Origin of the sequence: Paraburkholderia sp. BL17N1 (genome assembly GCF_003634175.1) — a bacterium.
Classification (GTDB): Bacteria; Pseudomonadota; Gammaproteobacteria; order Burkholderiales; family Burkholderiaceae; genus Paraburkholderia.
This window is the reverse complement of the sequence record NZ_RBIW01000001.1, coordinates 2,215,685-2,241,100: the sequence shown is the minus strand read 5'-3', so window position 1 is coordinate 2,241,100 and position 25,416 is coordinate 2,215,685. Positions and strand designations below refer to the sequence as shown.

Annotated in this window: 19 protein-coding genes; 9 read left to right on the top strand and 10 right to left on the bottom strand. The window is 62.0% G+C overall.

Translation table 11 applies throughout. The features are described from left to right. The first annotated feature begins 196 nt into the window (after positions 1-196). Positions 197-1,795: an L-aspartate oxidase gene (gene nadB / locus B0G82_RS10050; protein ID WP_116118135.1), complete on the top strand. Its 1,599-nt coding sequence runs from the start codon at positions 197-199 to the stop codon at positions 1,793-1,795. 91 nt (positions 1,796-1,886) lie between these two features. Here the strand turns inward: nadB and nadC are convergent, their stop codons facing one another. From nadC to purN, 6 genes are all read right to left on the bottom strand, one after another. Beyond that, a complete protein-coding gene (gene nadC / locus B0G82_RS10045; protein ID WP_121307287.1) occupies positions 1,887-2,786 on the bottom strand; it encodes a carboxylating nicotinate-nucleotide diphosphorylase in 900 nt (299 codons plus the stop codon). Then, a complete protein-coding gene (nadA, locus tag B0G82_RS10040; protein WP_121307286.1) occupies positions 2,786-3,925 on the bottom strand; it encodes a quinolinate synthase NadA in 1,140 nt (379 codons plus the stop codon). Before nadA ends, nadC begins: the two co-directional genes overlap by 1 nt. 130 nt (positions 3,926-4,055) lie before the next feature. Beyond that, on the bottom strand, positions 4,056-5,252 hold the full coding sequence (locus B0G82_RS10035) for a fatty acid desaturase (RefSeq protein WP_121307285.1): 1,197 nt from the start codon (positions 5,250-5,252) through the stop codon (positions 4,056-4,058). Positions 5,253-5,454: 202 nt separating this feature from the next. After that, positions 5,455-6,810 (bottom strand): mechanosensitive ion channel domain-containing protein, encoded by a 1,356-nt coding sequence (locus B0G82_RS10030; RefSeq protein ID WP_121307284.1) that lies wholly within the window; start codon positions 6,808-6,810, stop codon positions 5,455-5,457. Positions 6,811-6,885: 75 nt separating this feature from the next. Further along, positions 6,886-8,145: an RsmB/NOP family class I SAM-dependent RNA methyltransferase gene (locus tag B0G82_RS10025; RefSeq protein ID WP_121307283.1), complete on the bottom strand. Its 1,260-nt coding sequence runs from the start codon at positions 8,143-8,145 to the stop codon at positions 6,886-6,888. Then, on the bottom strand, positions 8,142-8,795 hold the full coding sequence (gene purN, locus B0G82_RS10020) for a phosphoribosylglycinamide formyltransferase (protein WP_116118139.1): 654 nt from the start codon (positions 8,793-8,795) through the stop codon (positions 8,142-8,144). Before purN ends, B0G82_RS10025 begins: the two co-directional genes overlap by 4 nt. A 117-nt stretch (positions 8,796-8,912) precedes the next feature. Between purN and B0G82_RS10010 the strand changes: the two genes are divergently transcribed. From B0G82_RS10010 to B0G82_RS09980, 7 genes are all read left to right on the top strand, one after another. After that, the gene (locus B0G82_RS10010; RefSeq protein ID WP_121307282.1) at positions 8,913-9,908 is read left to right on the top strand and encodes a bifunctional riboflavin kinase/FAD synthetase; all 996 of its coding nucleotides are present in this window, start codon (positions 8,913-8,915) and stop codon (positions 9,906-9,908) included. 171 nt (positions 9,909-10,079) lie between these two features. Then, positions 10,080-12,917 (top strand): isoleucine--tRNA ligase, encoded by a 2,838-nt coding sequence (ileS, locus tag B0G82_RS10005; protein ID WP_121307281.1) that lies wholly within the window; start codon positions 10,080-10,082, stop codon positions 12,915-12,917. An 11-nt stretch (positions 12,918-12,928) separates the two neighbouring features. Then, entirely contained in the window at positions 12,929-13,435 is a 507-nt protein-coding gene (gene lspA / locus B0G82_RS10000; RefSeq protein WP_106283460.1) for a signal peptidase II, read from the top strand. 113 nt (positions 13,436-13,548) lie between these two features. Then, entirely contained in the window at positions 13,549-14,763 is a 1,215-nt protein-coding gene (coaBC, locus tag B0G82_RS09995; RefSeq protein ID WP_121307280.1) for a bifunctional phosphopantothenoylcysteine decarboxylase/phosphopantothenate--cysteine ligase CoaBC, read from the top strand. Positions 14,764-14,838: 75 nt separating this feature from the next. After that, entirely contained in the window at positions 14,839-15,858 is a 1,020-nt protein-coding gene (locus B0G82_RS09990) for an LLM class flavin-dependent oxidoreductase (protein WP_121307279.1), read from the top strand. A 13-nt stretch (positions 15,859-15,871) separates the two neighbouring features. Beyond that, positions 15,872-16,318, top strand: a complete 447-nt coding sequence (gene dut, locus B0G82_RS09985; RefSeq protein WP_116118143.1) for a dUTP diphosphatase — start codon at positions 15,872-15,874, stop codon at positions 16,316-16,318. 403 nt (positions 16,319-16,721) lie between these two features. Continuing rightward, positions 16,722-19,232 carry a hypothetical protein gene (locus B0G82_RS09980; RefSeq protein WP_121307278.1) on the top strand — a complete coding sequence of 837 codons (2,511 nt, stop codon included), beginning with the start codon at positions 16,722-16,724 and terminating at the stop codon, positions 19,230-19,232. 66 nt (positions 19,233-19,298) lie between these two features. Here B0G82_RS09980 and clpA read toward each other — a convergent pair whose 3' ends face one another. Together clpA and clpS are read right to left on the bottom strand one after the other, a co-directional pair. Then, positions 19,299-21,596, bottom strand: coding sequence for an ATP-dependent Clp protease ATP-binding subunit ClpA (gene clpA / locus B0G82_RS09975; RefSeq protein WP_074765373.1), 2,298 nt, complete (start codon positions 21,594-21,596; stop codon positions 19,299-19,301). Continuing rightward, positions 21,593-21,907, bottom strand: a complete 315-nt coding sequence (gene clpS, locus B0G82_RS09970; protein ID WP_012434130.1) for an ATP-dependent Clp protease adapter ClpS — start codon at positions 21,905-21,907, stop codon at positions 21,593-21,595. The genes clpA and clpS overlap by 4 nt, the downstream gene beginning before the upstream one ends. Positions 21,908-22,458: 551 nt before the next feature. Between clpS and B0G82_RS09965 the strand changes: the two genes are divergently transcribed. After that, positions 22,459-22,665: a cold-shock protein gene (locus B0G82_RS09965; protein ID WP_007180614.1), complete on the top strand. Its 207-nt coding sequence runs from the start codon at positions 22,459-22,461 to the stop codon at positions 22,663-22,665. A 202-nt stretch (positions 22,666-22,867) separates the two neighbouring features. Here the strand turns inward: B0G82_RS09965 and B0G82_RS09960 are convergent, their stop codons facing one another. Together B0G82_RS09960 and icd are read right to left on the bottom strand one after the other, a co-directional pair. After that, on the bottom strand, positions 22,868-23,683 hold the full coding sequence (locus B0G82_RS09960; protein WP_121307277.1) for a hypothetical protein: 816 nt from the start codon (positions 23,681-23,683) through the stop codon (positions 22,868-22,870). Positions 23,684-23,986: 303 nt separating this feature from the next. Beyond that, positions 23,987-25,243: an NADP-dependent isocitrate dehydrogenase gene (gene icd, locus B0G82_RS09955; protein WP_106314184.1), complete on the bottom strand. Its 1,257-nt coding sequence runs from the start codon at positions 25,241-25,243 to the stop codon at positions 23,987-23,989. Positions 25,244-25,416: the final 173 nt, after the last annotated feature.

Here is a 25,416-nt window from a genome sequence, read left to right as displayed (position 1 = left end):
ATTCGTGCGGGGCTTTTTCGTTTTCGGCGTGCACTGTTTTGCATGTGTGCGGCTGTCGATGCATATTCGCTAACAAATAGTCTTATGCCATTCGGCCAGCTTTCCCTCATCCATTGCGGCGCGTATCCTTTCTCGTTTTAGCGGCGAGCGAATGGCACGCCGTCACCGCAAAAACGAAAAGACGGAGATGTAGGCAATGGAATTCGATGTGGCGATTGTCGGTAGCGGTCTGGCTGGTTTGAGCGTCGCGCTCAATCTGGCGGAAACACGTCGTGTAGCGGTGGTCGCCAAGCGATCGATGACTGAAGGCGCAAGCGACTGGGCGCAAGGCGGCATCGCCGCGGTTCTGGATTCGGCGGATAGCATTGAAAATCACGTACGCGACACGCTAATCGCCGGCGGCGGTCTCTGCGACGAAGCTGCCACGCGTTTCATCGTCGAACATGGTCGCGCGGCGATCGAATGGTTGATCGCGCAAGGCGTGCCGTTCACCAAAGACGACGCCGCCGAGCTCGGCTTCCACCTCACGCGCGAAGGCGGCCATAGCCATCGCCGGATCATTCATGCGGCAGATGCAACCGGCCATGCCGTGGTGGCCACGCTCAGCGAGCGCGTGCGCCGCCACCCGAACATCACGCTGCTCGAAGATCACTACGCCATCGACCTGATCACGTCAGACCGTCTCGGCTTGCCGGGTCGTCGTTGTCACGGCCTGTACGCGCTGGATCTGCAAAGCGGACGCACGGTCACGATCGAAGCACCGCATACGGTGCTCGCCACGGGCGGCGCGGGCAAGGTCTATCTCTACACCACGAATCCCGACACTGCGACGGGCGACGGCATCGCGATGGCGTGGCGGGCTGGCTGCCGCGTGTCGAACATGGAATTTATCCAGTTCCATCCGACCTGCCTGTTCCATCCGTATGCAAAATCATTCCTGATTTCAGAAGCGGTGCGCGGCGAAGGCGGAATTCTCAAATTGCCGGACGGCACGCGCTTCATGCCGAATCACGACGAACGCGCTGAACTCGCGCCGCGCGATATCGTCGCGCGGGCGATCGACTTCGAAATCAAGAAGCGCGGCATCGACTGTGTGTATCTCGACATCAGTCATCAGTCGCCCGAATTCCTGCGTGAACACTTCCCGACGATTCTGGCGCGCTGCCAGGAATTCGGCATCGATATCACCAAAGAAGGCATTCCGGTCGTGCCGGCCGCGCACTACACGTGTGGCGGCGTCGTCACCGATCTGGCGGGGCGGACGGATCTCGCGGGCCTCTATGCGGTCGGCGAGACGTCATGCACGGGCCTGCATGGCGCGAACCGGTTGGCCAGCAATTCGTTGCTGGAGTGCCTCGTGATAGGCCTCTCCGCCGCGCAGGCTATCGAAGAAGAAGGGTTTAGTGCCGCTGTCCACGCCCCGCTGCCGGACTGGGACGAAAGCCGCGTGTCCGATCCCGACGAAGAAGTCGTGGTCGCGCACAACTGGGACGAACTGCGCCGCCTGATGTGGAATTACGTCGGTATCGTACGGACCGACAAGCGGCTCGCACGAGCGAAGCATCGGCTCGCTCTGCTACGCGACGAGATCCACGAGTATTACGCGAACTTCAAGGTGAGCCGCGACCTGCTCGAATTGCGCAATCTGGTCGACGTGGCTTCGCTGATCGTCGAAGGCGCGCGTTCGCGGCGCGAGAGCCGCGGCCTACACTTCAGCCGTGACTGGCCGGCGACCTTGCCCAAGGCGCTGCCGACCGTGCTTTCGCCTGAGCATGTGCGCAATCGCAACGTGTGATCGAGACAAGCTGAAACGAAAAGGCCATCGCCGAAATGATCCGGCGATGGCCTTTTGTCCGATTGGACATGAGTGATTGCGAACCTGGGCGTCAGACGATTCGCATCGAGTAATCCGTTGCGCGGACGTCTTTGGTCAGCGCACCGATCGACACGCGATCGACGCCGGTTTCCGCAATCGTGCGCACCGTGTCGAAGTTCACGCCGCCCGATACCTCCAGCACCGCTCGCCCCGCCGTGATGTCCACGGCATCTCGCATGGCATCGAATGAGAAATTGTCCAGCAGAATGGATTGCGCGCGATGAGCCAGCGCCGTTTCCAACTGCTCGAGCGTCTCGACTTCGATCTGGATCGACACGCCAGCATTCAGCGCCAGCGCCGCGTCCATTGCCGCGCCCACATCGCCGGCCGCGGCAATGTGGTTTTCCTTGATGAGAATACCGTCGTACAGCGCGAGCCGTTGGTTCGCCCCACCGCCCACGCGCACCGCGTACTTCTGCGCGAGCCGCAAGCCCGGCAAGGTCTTGCGCGTGTCGAGAATGCGCGTTCGCGTATGCGCGACGGCATCGACATAGCGGCGCGTCGCGCTCGCCACGCCCGACAGCAATTGCAGGAAGTTCAGCGCGTTGCGTTCCGCGGTCAACAACGCGCGAACGGGGCCGCGCATTTCACAGACCGTTGAATTGGCCGTCATCAGATCGCCTTCGCGATAACGCCATTGGACTTCGATACGCGGATCGACCTGGCGCATCACCGCTTCAAACCACGGCACGCCGCACAGCACCGCACCTTCGCGCACGATGATGCGTGCGTCGCGCACGTCGTCAGCGGGAACGAGGCGGCCCGTCTGGTCACCCGCGCCGATATCTTCGGCCAGTGCATCGGACACGTTGCGCGCTAGCGCGGCATCAAACGCCACGCCGTATTGCGCGTAAATTTCACCGAACAGCGGCGACACCGCTTCGAGCTTGTTGCCTTCTACCACGCCCATTAAGCCGCCCCCACGTTCGAATACAGTTGCGTGTCGCGCGCGAGATCGCCGCTTGCCTGCACGCGCTTCTTGTGGCGCGCCGCGAAGTCCAGCATCCGGTCGATCGGCAAACGCGCGCGCTCACCGATCGCACGATCGACGAAAATTTCGTTGTGGCCGCGCTCGAGCACCTCGGCCAGATTCGCGAGGCCGTTCATCGCCATCCACGGGCAATGCGCGCAGCTCTTACAGGTCGCGCTGTTGCCGGCCGTCGGTGCGGCAATCAAGGTCTTGCCGGGCGCGGCGAGCTGCATCTTGTGCAGAATGCCGAGATCGGTCGCCACGATGAAATGCGTCGCGTCGAGTTTTTGCGCCGCGTTGATCAACTGGGTGGTCGATCCCACCACGTCCGCTTGCGCGACCACATTAGCCGGCGACTCCGGGTGCACCAACACTTTGGCGCCGGGATATTCGGCGCGCATCAGATCGAGTTCGATACCTTTGAACTCGTCGTGCACCAGACACGAACCTTGCCACAGCAGCATGTCCGCACCGGTCTTGTTCTGGATATAGCTGCCAAGGTGCCGATCCGGCGCCCAGATGATCTTTTCGCCGCGCGCGTGCAGATCAGCAACGATTTCCAGACCGATCGACGACGTCACCATCCAATCCGCACGCGCCTTCACCGCCGCACTTGTGTTCGCGTACACGACCACCGTGCGGTCCGGGTGCGCGTCGCAGAAAGCGGAGAATTCCTCGGCCGGGCAGCCGAGATCGAGCGAACAGGTCGCATCGAGATCCGGCATCAGAATGCGCTTGTCCGGACTGAGGATTTTGGCCGTCTCGCCCATGAAGCGCACGCCCACGACGACTAGCGTCTGCGCAGCATGATCGCGCCCGAAGCGCGCCATTTCCAGCGAGTCGGCCACGCAGCCGCCGGTCTCGTCCGCCAGTTCCTGCAATTCCGCATCGACATAATAGTGCGCGACAAGCACCGCTTTCTCGCGCTCGAGCAATGCGCGGATACGTGCCTTCAGCGCTACCTTCTCTTCCGCCGACGGCATGTCCGGCACCTTCGCCCACGCCTGCCCGATTCCGCAGGTCGTGCCCTGCGCCTGCGGCCGGTCGTATTCGACGGTCCTGATCGCCTGCTGATCCATGATCTCCTCTGCCTTCGCTCTGCCGCCGCGGACTGTCAATCGCGTGTCGTTGCAGTTTCCGCGGCCCAAAAAGCAAAACCCCGCCAACGCGGGGTTTTGTGACGTACAGAGATTTTAATGGATTTCGCTATCAGGCATAACGACGCAGTCGCATCGCAAACTCTTGCAGCGCTTTAATACCGCTCTGCTCAGCGCGATGACACCAGTCCTGCAACTGGATCAGCAACTGATCGCGCGATGCATTCGAGCGCTCCCACATGGCGGCCAGCTCATTACGCATGTCGATGTAGGTCTTGAGCTTCTGGCTGTTCGCGAAGATTTGCGGCAGCTGACGTTTCTGCGGCTCGTCCAGACCTGCTTCTTCTTTGTGGAACCAGCTACGCGCACCACGCATGACCTGATACTTCTCGCGCGCGCCGACTTCCTTCAAATGCGCCAGTTCCTGACGATAGGCGCGCTTGAGCGCCTTGCCGTAACGCGCCATCACTTCGTAGCGGTTGGCCAGCACGGCTTGCAGCGTGTCCTGATCGAGCACCAGCTTGCCGGTGGTCAGACGCGGCGTGGGCGCGACCTTCTTCACCTTGGCCAGACGGAATGCCGACATGATGCGGATATACATCCAGCCGATATCGAACTCGTACCATTTGTTCGACAGCTTGGCCGACGTCGCATACGTGTGGTGATTGTTATGCAACTCTTCACCGCCGATGATGATGCCCCACGGGAAGATGTTGGTGCTCGCATCCGACGAGTTGAAGTTGCGATAGCCCCAGAAGTGCGCGAGACCGTTGACCACGCCGGCGGCCCAGAACGGGATCCACACCATTTGCACGGCCCAGATGGTCAGACCGACGACGCCGAACAGCGCGACGTTCAGCACCATCATCAAGCTCACGCCGAGGATCGGGTACTTGGTGTACACGTTGCGTTCCATCCAGTCGTTCGGCGTGCCGTGACTGAACTTGCGCATGGTTTCTTCGTTTTTCGCTTCGACGCGATACAGTTCCGCGCCTTCGAGCAGCACCTTCCAGATGCCGCGCGTTTGCGGGCTGTGCGGATCTTCTTCGGTCTCGCATTTGGCGTGGTGCTTACGGTGAATCGCGGCCCACTGGCCGGTCAACATGCCCGTGGTCATCCACAGCCAGAAACGGAAAAAATGACTGACGATCGGATGCAACTCCAGCGCGCGGTGCGCCTGGCAGCGATGCAAATAGACCGTCACGCCGATGATCGTGATGTGCGTCGCGATCGCCGTGTACAGCACAAGTTGCCACCACGAGAACTGCAACAGACCGTGGGCAAGGAAGTCGAGCAAAGAATTCAACAAGGCAATTTACCTGTGGAACGAGAGACACGAGACACGCGCAAAATGCGCGCGTCAAGAAAGTGAAAGCATACAGCGGGATTGGACGGTATTCTACTTGAAGCGTTCCAAGTGTTTGTAACAAATAGGGATTTTTTGTGCGGGATCAACAGATGGAACGCGCCAAAGGTCTCTGATAGACCCGTCGGCGCGCGTAGAGTGCCCGTCAGCGGCTGCTGTCGGACGGATTGACTGCTGCGGCGGTCATTGTTACCGGCTGCGGCATAACGTCGCTGACATTGCCGACTATTCGCACTTCGCGTTGCGCGAACGGAATGGCTATATCGTGTTCGGAGAACAGACGCCAGATATTGCGGTTGACCGCCGAGCGCACGCCCGAAGTGCCGGTCGCCGCATCCTCGATCCAGAAGCCCAGTTCGAGGTTGATACCGTCCGAACCGAAACCCGCCAGATAAGCCGTCGGCGCCGGCTCCTGCAGCACCCGCGGCACGCCCTGCGCGGCTTGGGCAAGCAAGGTCATGGCCTGGTCGACGTCGCACGTGTAGGCGACCTGCACGGCCGCCTTCGCGTGGCCGCGCGTCAGGTAAGACGACTGGTTCTGCACCACGTCCGTAATCAGCTTTTCGTTCGGAATCAGCGTTTCGATGCCGTCCAGTCCGCGCACCACCGTGTAGCGCGTGCGGATTTGCGTCACCATGCCTTGCAGACCGCTTACGTTGATCGTGTCGCCGATACGCAGCGAGCGGTCGATCAGGATGATGAAGCCCGACACATAGTTGCTCGCGATCTTCTGCAGGCCGAAGCCGAGCCCGACACCCAACGCGCCGCCGAACACGCCCAGCACGGTGATGTCGATCCCGACCAGCGACAGGCTGATCAGTACCGCCGCCAGCACGAACGCCGCCCGGCCGACCCGCGCCACCACGACCTTCAGGTTGGCGTCGAGCGTCTTCGAGCGCATCAGGCGGTCTTCGAACGTGGCGCCGAGCCACATCGCGACGATCATCGTCACGCACACCCACAGCAGACCCGAGATGAGCGAGAGCAGCGTCAGATGCGCGTTGGCGACGCTGAAATGCACGCCGGCCGCCCACGCGACAACGTCGTCCTGAATGCCCATGACTGTGAGCACCATGCCGACCCAGACTACCGCCGAGACGATTTTCTCGACGAGGAAAAGCAGCGGATGCGTCTCGCCGTCGTGACTGAAAACCCGTCGCGCGAAGAAAAACACGATGTAAATCAAGCCGATACCAAACAGCGGCACCAAAGCCAGATCGAGCAGCGCGGTGTGCATGAACTGGCCGGTGATCGAGCGTGCAAGCCACACGAGGACCGCGCCGATCAGCGGAAAGAACGCGCGATTCAGGCTTTCCGCGCCGAAGCGCAGTGTCTGGTAACGCGTCTGGCGGCGTAGATCCAACGCGCGGCGCAACACGCGCGCGAGCAGCCAGGCGCCCGCGAGGGTCGCGGCCAGCACGCCGACCTGCCACAGCATCACGGGCTGACCGAAGTCGCGCCCGAGGTCGCTGAACGTATGAGGGAAGAGACGGTTTTGCATGATGTCGCCGCAATCGCCGACGCACGGACAGGTTGATGAATCGAACCCAGGTGCGCCGGCAAAAGCCTGTTGCGCTTAGCTCTGGCGTTCCAACACGGCGGCGAAGAAGCCGTCGGTTGCGTGGCGGTGCGGCCACAGCGACAGGTAATCGCCCATTTCCAGATCGATACGCTGCTCGGCCAGCACGTCGCGCGCAGGCACCAGAGCGAAATCCGGATGGTCGGCGAGGAATTGCTGCACCACGGCTTCGTTTTCCGCTTCCAGGATCGAGCAGGTGGCATAAACGAGCCGCCCGCCCTTTTTCACCAGACGCGCCGCGCTGGTCAGAATCGACGCCTGCTTCGGCGCCAGTTCGGCCACCGATTCCGGCGACTGGCGCCACTTCAGATCCGGATTACGACGCAGCGTGCCCAAGCCGCTGCACGGCGCGTCGACCAGCACGCGGTCGATCTTGCCGGCGAGCCGCTTGATCTTGGCGTCGTGTTCGCTGTCGATCAGAACCGGGTTCACGTTCGACAGACCACTGCGCGCAAGCCGCGGCTTGAGCTTGGCGAGACGCCGCTCGGAGATGTCGAAGGCGTACAGCCGTCCGGTGGAGCGCATTGCGGCGCCCAGCGCCAGCGTCTTACCGCCCGCGCCGGCGCAGAAGTCGACGATCATCTCGCCGCGTTTGGGCGCGACCAGCGAGCACAGCAACTGGCTGCCTTCATCCTGCACTTCGACCCAGCCGTGCTGAAACGCGTCGAGCTTGGTGAGCGGCGGCTTGCCGACCACGCGCACGCCGAACGGTGCGAACGGTGTCGCGCCGCCCTCGATGCCGGCCTTCGACAGCGCGTTCAACACGTCGTCGCGGCTGGCCTTGATCGGGTTTGCGCGCAGATCCAGCGGCGCCGGGTAGTTCAGCGCCGCGGCGAGTTGCGCCAGTTCGGCGGGTTCGAAACGCTTGGCCAGCGCCTGATAGATCCAGTCAGGCAGATTCAGGCGAATCCGCAGCGGCAGGCTTTCCGGGTCGATCTTCGACACATGTTCAAGCCAGCTCAACTCCTGTTCCGACACGAACGGCTTGAGCGCATTGCGCCCCGCCGTCTGCATCAGGCCGAGCAATGCCATGCGGCGCGCCGGGTTGCCCGCGCCGCCTTCGGCCAGATGGGCGAACTCCATCCGGCGGCGCAGCACCGCGAAAACGGCCTCGGCGATCACGCCGCGCTCGCCGTGCCCGAGCTTCGGATGAGCGCGGAAGAAACGGCTGGTGGTGGCATCGGCCGGGCCGGTCAGTTTTAGGACTTCAGCCAACAAAGTCTCAGTTTGTCCAATCAAAAAACCATGCAATCTCATGCGCCCTCTCCGGCGGTGTGACCGGCAAAGAGCCATTGCGGCTCCGGCGGCGTAAGCGTGACGCGCAGGCCGTCCAGAGCAAGGCGCCCTTCGACGAACCAGCGCACCGCGCGTGGATAAATGATGTGTTCGGTTGCCAGCACGCGTTCGGCGAGCATGGCGGGGGTGTCGCCCGTCTCGACGGGCACCGCCGCCTGCGCGACGATCGGCCCGTGATCCAGTTGCGACGTGACAAAATGCACGGACGCGCCGTGCAGCCGCACGCCCGCGTCGAGCGCCTGCTGATGGGTTTTCAGGCCCGGAAAGCTCGGCAGCAGCGACGGATGCACGTTCAGCATGCGCCCGGCGTAATGATCGACGAAACCGGCCGTCAGCACCCGCATGAATCCAGCGAGCACGACCAGGTCGGGCGCAAAACTATCGATTTGCTCGGCCAGCGCGGCGTCGAAGCTGTCGCGGTCGGGAAACTGGCGGTGGTCGACCACCGCCGTGGCAATGCCGTGCGACGCCGCGAACGCAAGGCCCGCGGCGTCGGGACGGTTGGCAATCACGGCGGCGACTTGCGCCGGCCAGGCCTCGTTCGAGCAGGCTCGAACGATGGCTTCCATGTTGCTTCCCCGTCCGGAAATCAGGATGACGAGTTTTTTCATCCGCGGATTTTATCATTCGGGGACACCGAAACCGCGACGCGCCGCCGTCCACTGCGCTGAACGTTTATAATCGTTTGTTTTGCGGCACCCCGCCCGCTCCATCTCAAACCCGCTATCGTGAGAGTCTTCCGCGGTCTTCCCAATGCTGAAAGCCGTGCGCCCTGCGCACTGACCATCGGCAACTTCGACGGTGTCCACCGCGGCCATCAGGCTTTGCTCGCCCACGTGCGCGCGGCTGCCGACGCGCGCGGCCTGCCCGTCTGCGTGATGACCTTCGAGCCGCACCCGCGCGAGTTCTTCAACCCGGCGGGCGCGCCGCCGCGCATCGCCATGCTGCGCGACAAGCTCGAGGCGCTGCGCACCAACGGCGTCGATCGGGTGGTCGTCGAGCACTTCAATCACACGTTCGCGAGCCAGTCGCCGGACACGTTCGTCGAACGGATCATCGTCAACGGACTGCACGCGCGCTGGGTGATGATCGGCGACGACTTCCGCTACGGCGCGAAGCGCGCGGGCGACTTCGGGTCGCTCAAGGCGGCGGGTCAGCAGTACGGTTTCGAAGTCGAGCAGATGGCCACGGTGGCCGATCCGTCAGGCGCGCGCATTTCCAGCTCTGGCGTGCGCGCCGCGCTGGTGGCGGGCGACCTCGACTCGGCGCGTGCCGCGCTGGGCCGCGATTATCTGATCAGCGGCCATGTCGTGCACGGCATGAAGCTCGGGCGCGATCTCGGCTTCCCCACGCTCAATGTGCCGATCGCCCACAAGCGCCCGGCGCTCGCGGGCATTTTCGTGGTGCGCGTGCACGGCGTGGCGGACGAGCCGCTGCCGGGCGTCGCGAGCCTCGGCCTGCGTCCCACGGTAGACGATTCCGGCCGCGTGCTGCTCGAAGTTCACCTGCTCGACTGGCATGGCGACGCATATGGCAAACTCGTGCGCGTCGAATTCCTGAAGAAGCTGCGCGACGAGGAAAAGTACATCGACCTCGAAACGCTAACCGCCGCCATCAAGCGCGACGTCGTCAACGCGCGCGCGTGGTTCGCGGCTATCGGCGCCGGCACGCCGGGCAGCCGTTCCACCGGCTTCGCCACCTCGGCCACCGACCGAATTAGATAACCGCCGTGGTCCATGCAGGCGCTCAAGCGCCGCGTGCGTGGACCCTCGCCGCGCGCATCGAAGGGCGTCCGTGGATCACGCGACATGCCTGCCGGGCGCGCCCAACGCCCTCGCGCATCGTGCGCATTCCGCGCGCTACCGCGCATAGAAAGAATTCACCGCGACCTCATCATGAGCAATAAGAAAGCCGATTCGAAACCGCAGTCACGCTACCCGGTCAACCTGCTCGACACGCCGTTTCCGATGCGCGGCGACCTGCCCAAGCGCGAGCCGCAATGGGTCAAGGAATGGCAGGAGCGCAAGGTCTACGAAACGATCCGCGCCGCCTCCAAGGGCCGCAAGAAGTTCATCCTGCACGACGGCCCGCCGTATGCGAACGGCGACATCCACCTCGGCCACGCGGTGAACAAGATCCTGAAGGACATGATCGTCAAGGCGCGCAATCTGGCGGGCTTCGACGCGGTCTACGTGCCGGGCTGGGATTGCCACGGCATGCCGATTGAAATCCAGATCGAAAAGCAGTTCGGCAAGTCGCTGCCGGCAGCCGAAGTAATGCAGAAGGCGCGCGCCTACGCGACCGAGCAGATCGAGAAGCAGAAGGTTGGCTTCCGGCGGCTGGGCGTGCTCGGCGACTGGGACAATCCGTACAAGACCATGAACTTCACGAACGAAGCCGGCGAAATCCGCGCGCTCGCGAAGATCATGGAGAAAGGCTACGTGTTCCGCGGCCTGAAGCCGGTGAACTGGTGTTTCGACTGCGGCTCGGCACTCGCCGAAGCGGAAGTCGAATACAAGGACAAGACCGATCCGACCATCGACGTGCTGTTCAGCTTCGCCGAGCCGGAAAAAACGGCGCAAGCGTTCGGTTTGAATGCGCTGCCGCGCAACGAAGGCGGCATCGTGATCTGGACCACCACGCCGTGGACTATCCCCGCCAACCAGGCGCTGAACCTGCATCCGGAAATCGTCTACGCGCTGGTCGACACGCCGCGCGGCCTGCTGATCCTTGCTGAAGAGCGCGTTGAAGCGTGCCTGAAGCTGTACGGGCTCGAAGGCACGATCGTCGCCACCACGCCGGGTGCGAAGCTCGTCAATCTGCGCTTCCATCACCCGCTCGCGTCCGCGCATCCGGGCTACAAGCGCACGGCGCCGGTTTATCTCGGCGACTACGTGACGACCGAAACGGGTACGGGTATCGTGCACTCGTCGCCGGCGTACGGCGTGGAAGACTTCGTGTCGTGCAAGGCGCACGGCATGGCGGATTCCGACATCATCAATCCGGTGATGGGCGACGGCCGCTATATCGAATCGCTCGCGCTGTTCGGCGGCCTGTCGATCTGGGCGGCCAACCCGCAGATCGTCGAAGCGTTGCAAGGTGCCGGCACGCTGATGCGCACCGAGAAGTACACGCACAGCTACATGCACTGCTGGCGCCACAAGACGCCGATCATCTACCGCGCCACCTCGCAATGGTTCGCCGGCATGGACGTGAAGCCGACCGATACCGACAAGACGTTGCGCGAAACCGCGCTGGAAGGCATCGAGAACACCGCCTTCTATCCCGCATGGGGCAAGCAGCGTCTGTTCAGCATGATCGCCAACCGCCCGGACTGGACGCTGTCGCGCCAACGCCAATGGGGCGTGCCGATGGCGTTCTTCGTGCACAAGGAAACCGGCGAACTGCATCCGCGTACGCTGGAGTTGCTTGAAGAAGTCGCGCAACGTGTGGAAAAGGCCGGCATCGAAGCATGGCAAACGCTCGACCCGCGCGAGTTGCTCGGCGACGACGCCAACATGTACGAAAAGAACCGCGATACGCTCGACGTGTGGTTCGATTCGGGCACCACGCATTGGCACGTGCTGCGCGGCTCGCACAAAGACGAACTGCAATTCCCGGCCGACCTGTATCTGGAAGGCTCGGATCAGCACCGCGGCTGGTTCCATTCGTCGCTGCTGACCGCTTCGATGCTCGACGGCCGTCCGCCGTACAACGCGCTGCTCACGCACGGCTTCACCGTGGACGGCGAAGGCCGCAAGATGAGCAAGTCGCTCGGCAACGGTATCGATCCGCATGAAGTGGCGAACCGCCTCGGCGCGGAAATCATCCGCCTGTGGATCGCGTCGACCGATTACTCGGGCGAACTGGCGATCTCGGAAGAAATCCTGAAGCGTGTGACGGAAGGCTATCGCCGTATCCGCAACACGCTGCGCTTCCTGCTCGCGAATCTGTCGGACTTCGACTTCGCGCAACACGCGCATCCGGTCGAAGACTGGCTCGAGATCGATCGCTATGCGGTGGCGCTGTCGGCGAATCTGCAGAACGATATCCTCTCGCACTACGACAAGTACGAATTCCACCCGGTGGTCGCCAAGCTGCAGACGTTCTGCTCGGAAGACCTCGGCGGCTTCTATCTGGACGTATTGAAGGACCGCCTGTACACGACCGCCGCGGACTCCGTCGCGCGCCGCTCGGCGCAGACCGCGCTGTATCACATCGCGCATGGCCTGCTGCGTCTGATGGCGCCGTTCCTGTCGTTCACCGCCGAAGAAGCGTGGAAGATCTTCCAGCCGAATAGCGAAACGATCTACACCGAGACGTATCACGCGTTCCCGGCCGTGCCGGAAGCCGGTGCTCTGCTCGACAAATGGACGCTCCTGCGCGCCGCACGCAGCGACGTGACCAAGGCGCTCGAGGAAGCGCGCGTGGCGAACCTGATCGGTTCGTCGTTGCAGGCGGAAGTGGAAATCCGCGCGAGCGGCGCGCGTTACGACGCGCTCACGAGCCTCGGCGACGACCTGAAGTTCGTGCTGATCACGTCCGCGGCAAGCGTGGTGAAGGTCGACAGCGAAGCGGAAGAAGGCGTCGAAGTCATCGCCTCGCAGTATCTGAAGTGCGAACGCTGCTGGCACTACCGCGCGGACGTCGGCGCGAACGCCGAACACCCCACGCTGTGCGGCCGCTGCTTCAGCAATCTGTTCGGCAACGGTGAAGTCAGGAGCGCGGCATAATGGCCAGAACCATGTCGAAAACCGCGTCGAAAACATCTGCTGCAAACGGTTCGCTGGCGCCCTGGCTGGGCGTCGCGCTGATCGTCATCCTGTTCGATCAGCTGACGAAAATCGCCGTGCAGAAAGTGTTCGCCTACGGTGTCGCGCACGAGGTCACGTCGTTCTTTAATCTGATCCTCGTGTACAACCGCGGCGCGGCATTCAGCTTCCTCGCCATGGCGGGCGGCTGGCAACGCTGGGCGTTCACCGCGCTCGGCGTGGTGGCCGCGCTGGTGATCTGCTATCTGCTCAAGCGCCACGGCGGGCAGAAAATGTTCTGCACGGCGCTCGCGCTGATTCTCGGCGGCGCGCTCGGCAACGTGATCGACCGGCTCGCGTATGGCCACGTGATCGACTTCCTCGATTTCCACGTGCGCACGTGGCACTGGCCGGCGTTCAATCTCGCCGACAGCGCGATTACGGTCGGCGCGGTGCTGCTCGTGCTCGACGAACTGCGGCGCGTGCGCGGCTCGCGCTAAGCGCACACGCTGACTTCACGCACTGACGTTTGCGCGCAAGTACGCTTTGAAAGACGCGGCGGCGGGGACGCAACGCCTCGCTGTCCGCCACCACGCTTTGTCGGAGGCTTTCGTTGGCAACCGCAGAACTCGCAGGAAAACACCTCGTCCTCGGCATGACGGGCGGCATTGCCTGCTACAAGATCGCCGAACTCACGCGTCTGTTGACCAAGGCCGGCGCGACCGTGCAGGTCGTCATGACCGAAGCAGCCACGCAATTTATCACCCCCGTCACCATGCAGGCGCTCTCGGGCCGCCCGGTCTACACGAGCCAGTGGGACGGACGCGTGCCGAACAACATGGCGCACATCGATCTGTCGCGCGAAGCGGATGCGATCGTGATCGCGCCCGCCTCGACCGACTTCCTCGCCAAACTCGCGCACGGCATGGCCGACGATTTGCTGTCCACCTTGTGTGTTGCCCGCGATTGTCCGTTGCTGGTGGTGCCGGCCATGAACCGGCAAATGTGGCAGAACCCGGCCACGCAACGCAACGTCGCCCAATTGCGCGCGGACGGCATCGAAGTGCTCGGACCTGATTCCGGCCCGCAGGCGTGCGGCGAAGTCGGCGACGGCCGCATGCTCGAAGCCGCGGCCACTTACGAAGCTATCGCCTCCTTCTTCGCGCCGAAAATCCTCGCCGGCAAGCGCGTGCTACTGACCGCCGGGCCGACGTTCGAACCGCTCGACCCGGTGCGCGGCATCACCAACCGCTCCAGCGGCAAGATGGGCTTCGCGCTGGCACGCGCCGCGCAACAGGCCGGCGCCGAGGTGCATCTGATCGCCGGCCCCGTCGCGCTCGAAACGCCGTGGGGCGTGTTCCGCCAGGACGTGCAAACCGCGCAGCAAATGCATGACGCGGTGATGCGCTCGGTCGCGGACGCGGACATTTTCATCGGCGTGGCCGCGGTAGCCGATTGGCGCGTCGATCACGCCAGCGAGCACAAGATCAAGAAGACCGCGGATCGTGCGCTGCCCACGTTTTCCTTTGTTGAAAATCCGGACATTCTGGCCTCGGTGGCGAAGCTGCCGCATCCACCGTTTGCAGTCGGTTTCGCCGCGGAAAGCGGCGATCTGGAAGTACACGGCGAAGAAAAGCGCGTCCGCAAAAACGTGCCGCTTCTGATCGGCAATCTCGGCCCGCTGACCTTCGGTCTCGACGACAACGAAGTGATCCTGTTCGAAGCACACGGCGCCACGAAGCTGCCACGCGCCGACAAGCAGACGCTCGCGCGCGCGCTGATCGCGGAGATCGCGAAGCGTCTGCCCGACACAAGTCTGATTCGCTGAGCGATTCCGGCGGCCGCCTGAATGCGGTCGCCGCGAGTCGCGTTGGCGAAGGGAATCATCTGGAGCGGTACTGACATGACGCGACTCTCCGTACTCGATCAAACGCCCGTGATTGCCGGGCACTCGGTGGCGGATGCGATTGCCGCCACGGTCGAACTCGCGCAACTCGCCGACGACCTTGGCTATACGCGTTACTGGTGCGCCGAGCATCACGGCTTGCGCGGCGTGTCGAACCCCTGTCCCGAGGTGATGCTCGCGCGCCTCGGCAGCGTGACCCGGCACATCCGACTCGGTTCCGGCGGCGTGATGCTGCCGTACTACAGCCCGTTCAAGGTCGCCGAGCAATTCATGATGCTTGAAGCGCTGTTCCCCAATCGCATCGATCTGGGCGTGGGACGCGCGCCCGGCGGCGACATGCGCACGGCGCAAGCCCTCGCTGCGGGAGCCTATAATCGCGGCGATATTTTTCCGCAGCAGGTGGCCGATCTGCTTGGGCTGATACACGGCACCTTGCCCGCCGATCACATTGCGAGCGGCGTGCTGCTGCAGCCGCAAATCGATACGCGTCCACAGGTTTGGATGCTCGGGTCGAGCGAATTCGGCGGCTTGCTGGCGGCTCAACTCGGCATTCCCTTCGCGTTTGCGCACTTCATCAACGCGCATTTCGGGCATCAGGTCGCGCAGGCGTATCGCGAGCGCTTCAAGGCCGGTCAGGACATTCAACAAGCGTATCTGGCGGCCGCCGTATTCGTGATTTGCGCCGACACCGAACAGGAAGCGGCCGATCTGGAAAAAGCCGTCGATCTGCGCCGCGTGCAAATGGCCTACGGCCTGAACGAACCGATCCCGACGATCGAACAGGGCGTCGCGCAGGAATACGGCGAGCGCGAGCGTCTGGTGATCGATCGTGAGAAGCCGCGCAGCATCATCGGCACGCCGGAAGCCGTCACCGAGCGCTTGCACTCGTTGCAGGAACAGTTCGACGCCGACGAACTGATCGTGCTCACCGTGGCGGGCAGCTACCGCGCCCGGTTGCGCTCCTATGAACTTCTTGCCGAAGCGTTCCAGCTCGAACGCCCGGCCTCCACTTCTTAACCTTCGAACCTGCATGAAACTCGACCTGAAGATCCTCGACGCGCGCATGCGCGATCAGCTCCCGGCTTACGCCACCACCGGCAGCGCGGGCCTCGACCTGCGCGCGTGCCTCGACGAACCGTTGACGCTGAAACCCGGCGAGACAGCTTTGGTGCCGACGGGCCTGGCGATTCACGTCGGCGATTCGGGCTATGCCGCGTTGATTCTGCCGCGTTCGGGCCTGGGGCATAAGCACGGGATCGTACTGGGCAATCTGATCGGCCTGATCGATTCGGATTACCAAGGTCAACTGATGATTTCGACGTGGAACCGTGGCGAGACCACGTTCGTGTTGAATCCGATGGAACGTCTTGCGCAACTGGTGATCGTGCCGGTCGTGCAAGCGGAGTTCAATATCGTCGACGATTTTGAAACCAGTGAACGCGGCGCCGGCGGCTTCGGCAGCACAGGCAAGCACTAAGCCCGTCACGTTTTGCCTGAGGCCGTGCTGGATGAGCTTCAATCAGCACGGCTTCCTTCTACCCTTCCCATATCCCTCGCGCCTTTCGCGAGCGGCAGATTAAATTCGGACTTGTCCCATTTGGACAGGGTCACGCGCCACCTATAAATCAGTCACAAGACAAACGACTTAATCTGCTTAACTAATCAATCTGCATCCGGCGGCCGTCTTACCGTCGGCTTTCCCACCTTATCCACGCAAACCCCAGGAGGTTAAAGACCGAAATCACATTCTTATATCAAGATTTTTATTTAGGCATACGTATTAAATTGAGCGCATCACTGATAAGCCACTGTCCGGATAGCACTTTTTTTAGCCCGCGCGGGCGCTCGGTGTTCGCCGGCCTACGTTGAACGGAGCTTGTATGAAGATCGAATATGATGCAATCGTTGGGTCGGGCGCGAACGAATGGTATGGCACGATCGTCGTTTCCAACCTGCGTTATGAAGACGGTAGCGCGGTCACCGTCAATCAGTTCCTCGAGTTCAACTTTCGCTCGCCGGCCAATCTCGACGCCACAGCAATCCAGCCGTCGTTTAGCACATGGGTGACCGGCGACATCACGGCAGACACCACGCAAATTGGCGATGGCACCTTCGACGTAACGGCCACGATCCAATACACAACCAGCTATACGATGCAGCGGGCCGATCAAATTACGATCGGCGTGGACGGTGACCTCTTGACCGACTCGCAGACCTGGCTCGATTCATTCGTGTTCGCCGCCGACCAGGCTCCGGCCATCACCGGAACGGTGTCCGCAACTTGCGCGCCCGCGCCGGATCCGGCGCTCGCCGGCATTGCGCCCGCCCTCACCCTCACGCGAGGCAGCGCAGTCGTCACGATGCCGCTCGATTATGGCGCCACGGTCAGCATCACCGTGGATCAAGGGACCTACGCGGTGACGGGCGACAGCGTCAGCACAAGCGATCAGACGGTCATTGCGCCGCTTGTAATCGACCGCAACACGCTCGACGTCGTGGCAGGCGCAACAACCACGCTCGGGGTCACGTTCGCTCCCGTCGAATACTATTGCGCGCTTGATATTTCGGTTGGATCGCTATCAGGGTTATCGACCGAAACACTCAATGTCACATTGACGGACAGCGCGACAGGCGAAACGCTGGCCTTGTTCACCACCACGACCAACCACGTCACGTCCCTGCGCAAGCTACCGCCATCGGGCACGGCGCGGGTGTCGATTGAGAACATCGCACTCGACAATGTCGATTATTCGTTCAACGTACCGCTTGTCACGCTGACGAACGCACTGCAGACCATAACCATCGACAATTCCATGGTGCAGACAGAAAACGTCGACACCACGGGATATACCCGGGTCGCGATCAATGTCACCGTCGACCATCCAGTCGACCGCCAGCTCCCGTTGCGTCTGATTGGCGGCAGCATGAACTATCTGCAGAACGTCACGGCAACATCGCAACAGACCGCTTTCTCGGCCCTCGTTCAACCAGGCGACTACACCGTAGTGGCTGACGACTTCCTCTCCGCCGGCGTCGTCTACGCAGTCGAGACGCCGTCAAGCTTGAGCGTGCCAGGCAGCGGCAGCGCCGCACTCGACGTGACGATCGAGGCATCGGCGAATCTCAGTGTGCGCGGCTTTCCGGCCTACCTGTGCTTCGGCGGCTGTGCGGACCTGACGCCGTCCAACCAGGCGGACTTCGCCGCGGCACGCGCGACCTCGGTGTTCGACTACGCCGGCACGGACGGCGCCGGCGATTCGTCCGTCTACCTGACCGACGATCCGCAAACCCGAGCGACCCTCACGCTCGCGCGCAACGTCGAACTCCAACTGGGAAATACTCAGCCGGTCTTGCCCGTCATGGTGTCGTACACCTGCAATCTGTCGCTCGGCGACACGCCCACCATCCTCGCCAATGCCGACGCTCACGCGCACAGTTTTTCCAACTACATTCTGGCGCTCAACATCGCGACGGAGGCCATCGACAGCGACCACCCGGTCCCCGCGGGCTTTATCGTGAACCCTGACTTTCTCGGCGCTTGCCAGCAAGCCAACTTCGGGGCGACCTACCCGATGCCGGTGCGCGAGCCGCTACAGCAAGCCCTCGACCACTGGTCGATCAAGGCGGCCATTCCCGACGACATCGCCGAGAACATAGCCGGCTACGTGCTCGCGGTGAACTGGCTGACGCGCACGGTCGCGCCCAGCGTAACGTTCGGCTGGCAGATCAATCTGTGGGGTGTCGGCTACTCGGAATGGATCTACGACGACGGCATCGATCCGGCTCAGATGGCGCAGCAAACCGCGGACTATGTGACGAGCCTCGGCGTCTACGATGCGCCCTACGAGCCCGACTTCCTGGCGATCGACCGGTACGAAGCCGACGACTTCACGCAGCGCGCCTATGTGAACGGCTACTGCTACGGCCCTCGCGAATGGGACCGCTACTTCGATTTCTGCAAGGCGGTCAGCCGCGCGCTTAAATTGCCGGTGATGCCATGGCAGATGCCCGCGAGCCGCATTCCGAACACGACCGATCCGGTCGCGACGGATTTCGACTCCCAACACTGGGGAACGGGCGGCAGTTGCCTGCTGGGCGATCCTGCGATCGGCTCCAATTACGAGAACGTGCATCCCACCATTCTCGCGTTGCAATTTCCGGAGGCATTCCAGCAATACATGGGGGCCACCGCGGAGGACATGTTCATCCGCTCCGAACCCTTCGACATTTCGAACCCTCTGTACGGTGACTTCCCGTTGCGAGGTATCTTCAGCGTGCTGCTCGGGGGTGGCTCAACGACCGGCATCGTTTCCGCAATCGGTAATCCGGAGCCGTGGGCAAGACAGAAACTGAATGCCTACATGAACCAGCCGATCACGTTCGATCAATAACGTCAATTCAAAAAAAACGGCGTGGACCTAGTCCACGCCGTTTTTTATCAGTACTACCGCGTAAGTTTACTCGACTTCCACTGCTTCCGGATTCGGATTGCGCGGCGCCGGATGTTCGTCGAAGGTCAACTGCACCTTGTCTTCGGCATCCACGTCGACCGTCACGCGGCCGCCGTTCATCAGCTTGCCGAACAGCAACTCGTCGGCCAGTGCACGACGGATCGTGTCCTGAATCAGACGCTGCATCGGCCGCGCGCCCATCAACGGATCGAAGCCGTGCTTGGCGAGATGCTTGCGCAGCGCGTCGGTGAAGAGCGCATCGACCTTTTTCTCGTGCAACTGATCTTCCAGCTGCATCAGGAACTTGTCGACCACGCGCATGATGATTTCTTCATCGAGCGAACGGAAGCTGATCGTTGCGTCCAGACGGTTACGGAACTCCGGCGTGAACATGCGCTTGATGTCGACCATTTCGTCGCCAGTTTCCCGACGATTCGTGAAGCCGATCACCGACTTGCCCATCGCCTCGGCGCCCGCATTCGTCGTCATGATGATGATGACGTTGCGGAAATCCGCCTTGCGGCCGTTGTTGTCCGTTAGCGTGCCATGGTCCATGACCTGCAGCAGCACGTTGTAGATGTCCGGATGCGCCTTCTCGATTTCGTCGAGCAGCAGCACGCAATGCGGCTTCTTCGTAACAGCTTCCGTGAGCAGACCGCCCTGGTCGAAACCGACATAGCCCGGCGGCGCGCCGATCAACCGGCTGACCGCATGACGTTCCATGTACTCCGACATGTCGAAGCGGATCAGCTCGATACCCAGCGTGAACGCCAGTTGCTTCGCCACTTCCGTCTTGCCGACGCCCGTGGGGCCGGAGAACAGGAACGCGCCGATCGGCTTGTCCAGCTTGCCGAGCCCAGCACGCGCCATCTTGATCGCGGCCGACAGCGCGTCGATGGCCGGGTCTTGCCCGAACACCACGCTCTTCAGATCGCGATCCAGCGTTTGCAGCTTGCTGCGATCGTCTTGCGACACGCTTTGCGGCGGGACGCGAGCGATCTTCGAGATGATTTCCTCGATCTCGTTCTTGCCGATGGTCTTCTTCTGCTTCGACTTCGGCAGGATGCGTTGCGCCGCGCCCGCTTCGTCGATCACGTCGATTGCCTTGTCCGGCAAATGACGATCCGTGATGAAGCGTGCCGACAACTCAGCCGCCGCCGACAGTGCGCCCGACGAATACTTCACGCCGTGATGCTCTTCGAACCGCGACTTCAGGCCGCGCAGGATCGCCACCGTCTGTTCGACGGTCGGCTCGGTCACGTCGACCTTCTGGAAACGGCGCGACAAGGCCGCGTCTTTTTCGAAGATGCCGCGATACTCAGTGAACGTGGTCGCGCCGATGCACTTCAACGTACCCGACGACAACGCCGGCTTGAGCAGGTTGGACGCGTCCAGCGTGCCGCCCGACGCAGCGCCTGCGCCGATCAGCGTATGAATTTCGTCGATGAACAGGATCGCGTGCGGACGTTCCTTCAATTCCTTGAGGACCGTCTTCAGACGCTGTTCGAAGTCACCGCGATATTTGGTGCCGGCGAGCAGCGCGCCCATGTCGAGCGAATACACCTGGGCATCCGCGAGAATGTCCGGCACTTCGCCGCGCGTAATGCGCCACGCGAGGCCTTCGGCGATCGCCGTCTTGCCGACGCCGGCTTCACCGACTAGCAGCGGATTGTTCTTGCGGCGGCGGCACAGCACCTGGACCACGCGCTCGACTTCCGACTCGCGTCCGATCAGTGGATCGATGCGGCCGTCTTTCGCCATCTGGTTCAGGTTCTGCGTGAACTGCGCTAGCGGCGTTTCCTTCTGCGCGGCGGCTTCGTCGGACTCGGCATTCGCGTCGCTCGCTTTCGCGGCGTCCGTGCTGCTCGTCTTGGCGATGCCATGCGAGATGAAATTCACCACGTCCAGACGCGTCACGCCCTGCTGTTGCAGGTAGTACACCGCATGCGAATCCTTCTCGCCGAAGATCGCCACCAGCACGTTCGCGCCGGTCACTTCCTTCTTGCCATTCGAGGTGGACTGCACATGCATGATCGCGCGCTGGATCACACGCTGGAATCCCAGCGTGGGCTGCGTGTCGACGTCGTCCGTGCCAGGCACGGTCGGCGTGTTGTCATGAATGAAGTTGCGCAGGTTCTGGCGCAGATCCTCGATATTGGCCGCGCATGCACGCAACACCTCCGCCGCGGTTGGATTGTCCAACAGGGCCAGCAAAAGGTGTTCGACCGTTATGAACTCGTGCCGCGCCTGGCGTGCTTCCATGAACGCCATGTGCAGGCTGACTTCCAGTTCCTGGGCAATCATGCTTCCTCCATCACACACTGCAGCGGATGCCCGGCCTGCCGTGCGTGGGTAACGACTTGCTCGACTTTGGTCGACGCGATGTCCCGCGTATAGACCCCACAAACTCCCCTGCCCTCGCGATGCACCTTCAACATTACCTGTGTTGCGGTTTCACGATCTTTATTGAAATATTCCTGCACGACCATCACGACAAATTCCATTGGCGTGAAGTCGTCATTCAGCAGCACCACCTTGTACATGGATGGCGGCTTGAGCTTTTTCTCCTGCCGCTCCAGTACGGTGCCGTCCTGCTTGTCCGGGATAATCGCCATACACCCATTCTAAACAACTAGGACAGGCCCGCAATCCTGTCAAAACCCGGCCGACCGGCCGGTGAGCCCGTTCGCTATCGCCTGATGGGAGAGACCCCGCCAATGCGTGCGTTAAATCGACGAGCCGATTGCGGAGCCGGCCCCTATCCTGTGATGCCTTGCGGTCGTGTTGCACCGCAGTCGGATCGAGTATCGCACAACCTGCCTTAACTGGCTGACGGCTCGCCCGGCCTCAACTTGAGCGGTACGCGCCGCAGAACAGCATGTGAGTCGATTATGCGACTTTTCAAGACGCCCCGCTTGCGCAACCGCACATAACGAAAGCGGGAAAAACCCTGGAAATGGCCTGTTTGCAACGCCGCGACTCCGTCTCAAAATTTTCTTGACACCCGAATAAAGAGCCTCAACAATCAAGCTGGCACTTTTTTCACTGCGCCATAATTTCGAAAAAATGCCGATGGTGAGCTTGTGAGGAGGGAGCGGCTGCATCACGCGGCCGTCGAGCTTTTCGAGGGCTCGTGGTAGTGACATGAGTTACAGGGGAAGTTGGAATGGCAACTGGTACGGTCAAATGGTTCAATGACGCAAAAGGTTTCGGATTCATCACGCCTGACGAAGGTGGTGAGGATCTGTTTGCACACTTCTCGGCCATCCAGATGAATGGGTTCAAGACCCTGAAGGAAGGCCAAAAGGTGACCTTCGAGGTCGTGCAAGGCCCGAAGGGCAAACAGGCATCGAACATCCAGGCACCCGCCTGAAACTGGTCGATACCCGTCCTTTGAAACCCGGCTTCGTGCCGGGTTTCTTTTTTTGGCGTCAGTATCTAGTCGTGCTGACTGAACGCGCGTCCCATATATCGGGTAGCGGTTCATTCAATGCACGCTTCCCCGCTTGCGATAACAGCCCTTCGCCGTTTTTTCTGCACCGGGCTTCCTGGGCAAGCAGCGCCGACGCGACACCCTATGCGGCGATACGGCGCATCATCGCGCGCTGCGCTTCCAGGCTGCGGGCGACATCGCCTTCGTACACTGCGATCCCCTGGTGTGTCAGGTTAGAACGGGCGTCGATCGCCGGCGTGATGCCGATGCTCGCCACCAGTCGGCAGAACCAATAGTCTTCGGAAAGGTACGCCCGCGTCTCGGGATCGATACCGGTGTCGAAAAACGCATAGAAAAAGTCCGCCACCTTGCCTGCGTCGAATTCCGGGCGGCCGACAAAGCGCGAGCGGCAATGCAGCTCGGGATACGCCTCGATCAGCGCAAGAAACACATCGCGTCGGATCAGCATGAAGCCGGTCGGCGCATCGAGCGCGTCGAGGAAGCCGTCCGCGTCCGGTTCGAGCGTGTTGGAACGCGCCACGGCCGGATACGACGCGTGCATCGTCCGGAAGTCCGCGCGCGTCGAACCGGCCGGCAGCGGCTGCGCGAGACCCGCGGCGGGCCAACCGTCGTTCTTCATCGGATAGACGCCGGCCACGACCGGCCGGTCCGCCCGCAGAAGCCGGACGACATCGTCGCCCTTGAAACCGATATCACTGTCGATCCACATGAGATGCGTAAAGCGATCATCGGCGAGAAACTCCGCGACCATGGTGTTGCGGGCGCGTGTGATGAGACTGTCGAAACTGTTGAAGTTCACGCGCACGCCAAAGCCGTATTGCTGCGCCAGATCGTGCAGATCCAGAAGTCCGAGCGCGTAGCCGGTGGTGACGACCGCGCCATAGCTCGGCGTGGCGACGTAGACATTCGCGACGATGGGTGTGAGGTTCGTATTCATCGTTATTGTGTTTGCATGCAGTGACGCGGCCGAGGCTCGGACAAAGTTGCGCGACCCTCGCGCCGGGCGAGCGGGCGCTCGCTGCGGCGTAACTTAACCGACGCCACATGGCCGGCATCTCAATAACGGTTCGCAATGCCGATCACGCGCGTGACGGCCGCGCCGGCGAAGCTATAGCGCGTTTTTTCGTGGCATCGCAATGCGCTCGAACTCGCGATCCCGCGGGCAAAAAACAAACAACCCCGGCCGCCTCACGGCGCCGGGGTTGCAGAGATGAACTCACTTAGCTCAGCGCGAACCGCCTCACAAATTCTCGATCAGCACCTGGCCAAAGCCCGAACACGATACCTGCGTCGCGCCTTCCATCAAGCGGGCGAAGTCGTACGTAACGCGTTTTTGCAGAATCGATTTTTCCATCGATTTGATGATCAGGTCCGCCGCCTCGGTCCAGCCGAGATGGCGCAGCATCATTTCCGCCGAGAGAATTTCCGAACCGGGGTTCACGTAGTCCTTGCCGGCGTACTTCGGTGCCGTACCGTGCGTGGCTTCGAACATCGCGACCGAATCGGACATGTTCGCGCCCGGCGCGATACCGATACCGCCGACCTGCGCGGCCAACGCATCCGATACATAGTCGCCATTCAGGTTGAGCGTGGCGATCACGTCGTATTCCGCCGGACGCAGCAGGATCTGCTGCAGGAACGCGTCGGCGATCACATCCTTCAGGACGATGTCGCCACCGGTCTTCGGATTCTTGATCTTCATCCACGGGCCGCCGTCGATGAGTTCCGCTGCGAACTCTTTTTGCGCCAGCGCATAACCGTAGTCGCGGAAAGCGCCTTCGGTGAACTTCATGATGTTGCCCTTGTGCACCAGCGTGACCGAGCGGCGTTCGTTGTCGATCGCGTACTGGATCGCCTTGCGCACCAGACGCTCCGTGCCTTCACGCGACACCGGCTTGATGCCGATCCCCGACGTATCCGGGAAGCGGATCTTCTTCACGCCCATCTCTTCGCGCAGGAACTTGATGACCTTCTTCGCCTGCTCCGATTCGGCCGGCCATTCGATACCGGCGTAGATGTCTTCCGAGTTTTCGCGGAAGATCACCATGTTGGTCTTTTCGGGCTCACGCACCGGCGAAGGCACGCCCTTGAAATACTGCACCGGACGCAGACACACGTACAGGTCCAGCTCCTGGCGCAGCGCGACGTTCAGCGAACGGATGCCGCCGCCGACCGGCGTGGTGAGCGGGCCCTTGATCGACACCACGTATTCCTTGAGCACCTGCAGCGTCTCTTCCGGCAGCCACACGTCCGGGCCATACACCTTGGTCGATTTCTCGCCGGCGTAGATTTCCATCCAGTGGATTTTCTTCTTGCCCGCGTACGCTTTTTCAACCGCGGCGTCCACGACCTTGATCATGACCGGCGTGATGTCGAGGCCGGTGCCGTCGCCTTCGATATACGGAATGATCGGCTGATCCGACACGTTGAGCGAAAAATCGGCGTTGACGGTGATCTTGTCACCACCGGTCGGAACCTTGATGTGCTGATACGGCATGATCGGACTCCAGTGAAGGCTGTGCTGAAAGCTGGTGGGGAGACTGCGAAATGGGGCGCTCCTCGCTACGCGCAATGCCGGACGACTGCAAGCGGTCTGGCCGCTATTCTAGCCCACGCGGCGGTGGCTCCGAGGCGGCAACGGCTCGGGGTTTTCCAACATGGACGAATGCA

Coding starts and splice junctions, on each gene's coding strand:
- nadB (WP_116118135.1), top strand. CDS start 197: ATGGAATTCGATGTGGCGATTGTCGGTAGCGGTCTGGCTGGTTTGAGC.
- nadC (WP_121307287.1), bottom strand. CDS start 2,786: ATGGGCGTGGTAGAAGGCAACAAGCTCGAAGCGGTGTCGCCGCTGTTC.
- nadA (WP_121307286.1), bottom strand. CDS start 3,925: ATGGATCAGCAGGCGATCAGGACCGTCGAATACGACCGGCCGCAGGCG.
- B0G82_RS10030 (WP_121307284.1), bottom strand. CDS start 6,810: ATGCAAAACCGTCTCTTCCCTCATACGTTCAGCGACCTCGGGCGCGAC.
- B0G82_RS10025 (WP_121307283.1), bottom strand. CDS start 8,145: ATGAGATTGCATGGTTTTTTGATTGGACAAACTGAGACTTTGTTGGCT.
- purN (WP_116118139.1), bottom strand. CDS start 8,795: ATGAAAAAACTCGTCATCCTGATTTCCGGACGGGGAAGCAACATGGAA.
- ileS (WP_121307281.1), top strand. CDS start 10,080: ATGAGCAATAAGAAAGCCGATTCGAAACCGCAGTCACGCTACCCGGTC.
- lspA (WP_106283460.1), top strand. CDS start 12,929: ATGTCGAAAACCGCGTCGAAAACATCTGCTGCAAACGGTTCGCTGGCG.
- B0G82_RS09990 (WP_121307279.1), top strand. CDS start 14,839: ATGACGCGACTCTCCGTACTCGATCAAACGCCCGTGATTGCCGGGCAC.
- dut (WP_116118143.1), top strand. CDS start 15,872: ATGAAACTCGACCTGAAGATCCTCGACGCGCGCATGCGCGATCAGCTC.
- B0G82_RS09980 (WP_121307278.1), top strand. CDS start 16,722: ATGAAGATCGAATATGATGCAATCGTTGGGTCGGGCGCGAACGAATGG.
- clpA (WP_074765373.1), bottom strand. CDS start 21,596: ATGATTGCCCAGGAACTGGAAGTCAGCCTGCACATGGCGTTCATGGAA.
- clpS (WP_012434130.1), bottom strand. CDS start 21,907: ATGGCGATTATCCCGGACAAGCAGGACGGCACCGTACTGGAGCGGCAG.
- B0G82_RS09965 (WP_007180614.1), top strand. CDS start 22,459: ATGGCAACTGGTACGGTCAAATGGTTCAATGACGCAAAAGGTTTCGGA.
- B0G82_RS09960 (WP_121307277.1), bottom strand. CDS start 23,683: ATGAATACGAACCTCACACCCATCGTCGCGAATGTCTACGTCGCCACG.
- icd (WP_106314184.1), bottom strand. CDS start 25,243: ATGCCGTATCAGCACATCAAGGTTCCGACCGGTGGTGACAAGATCACC.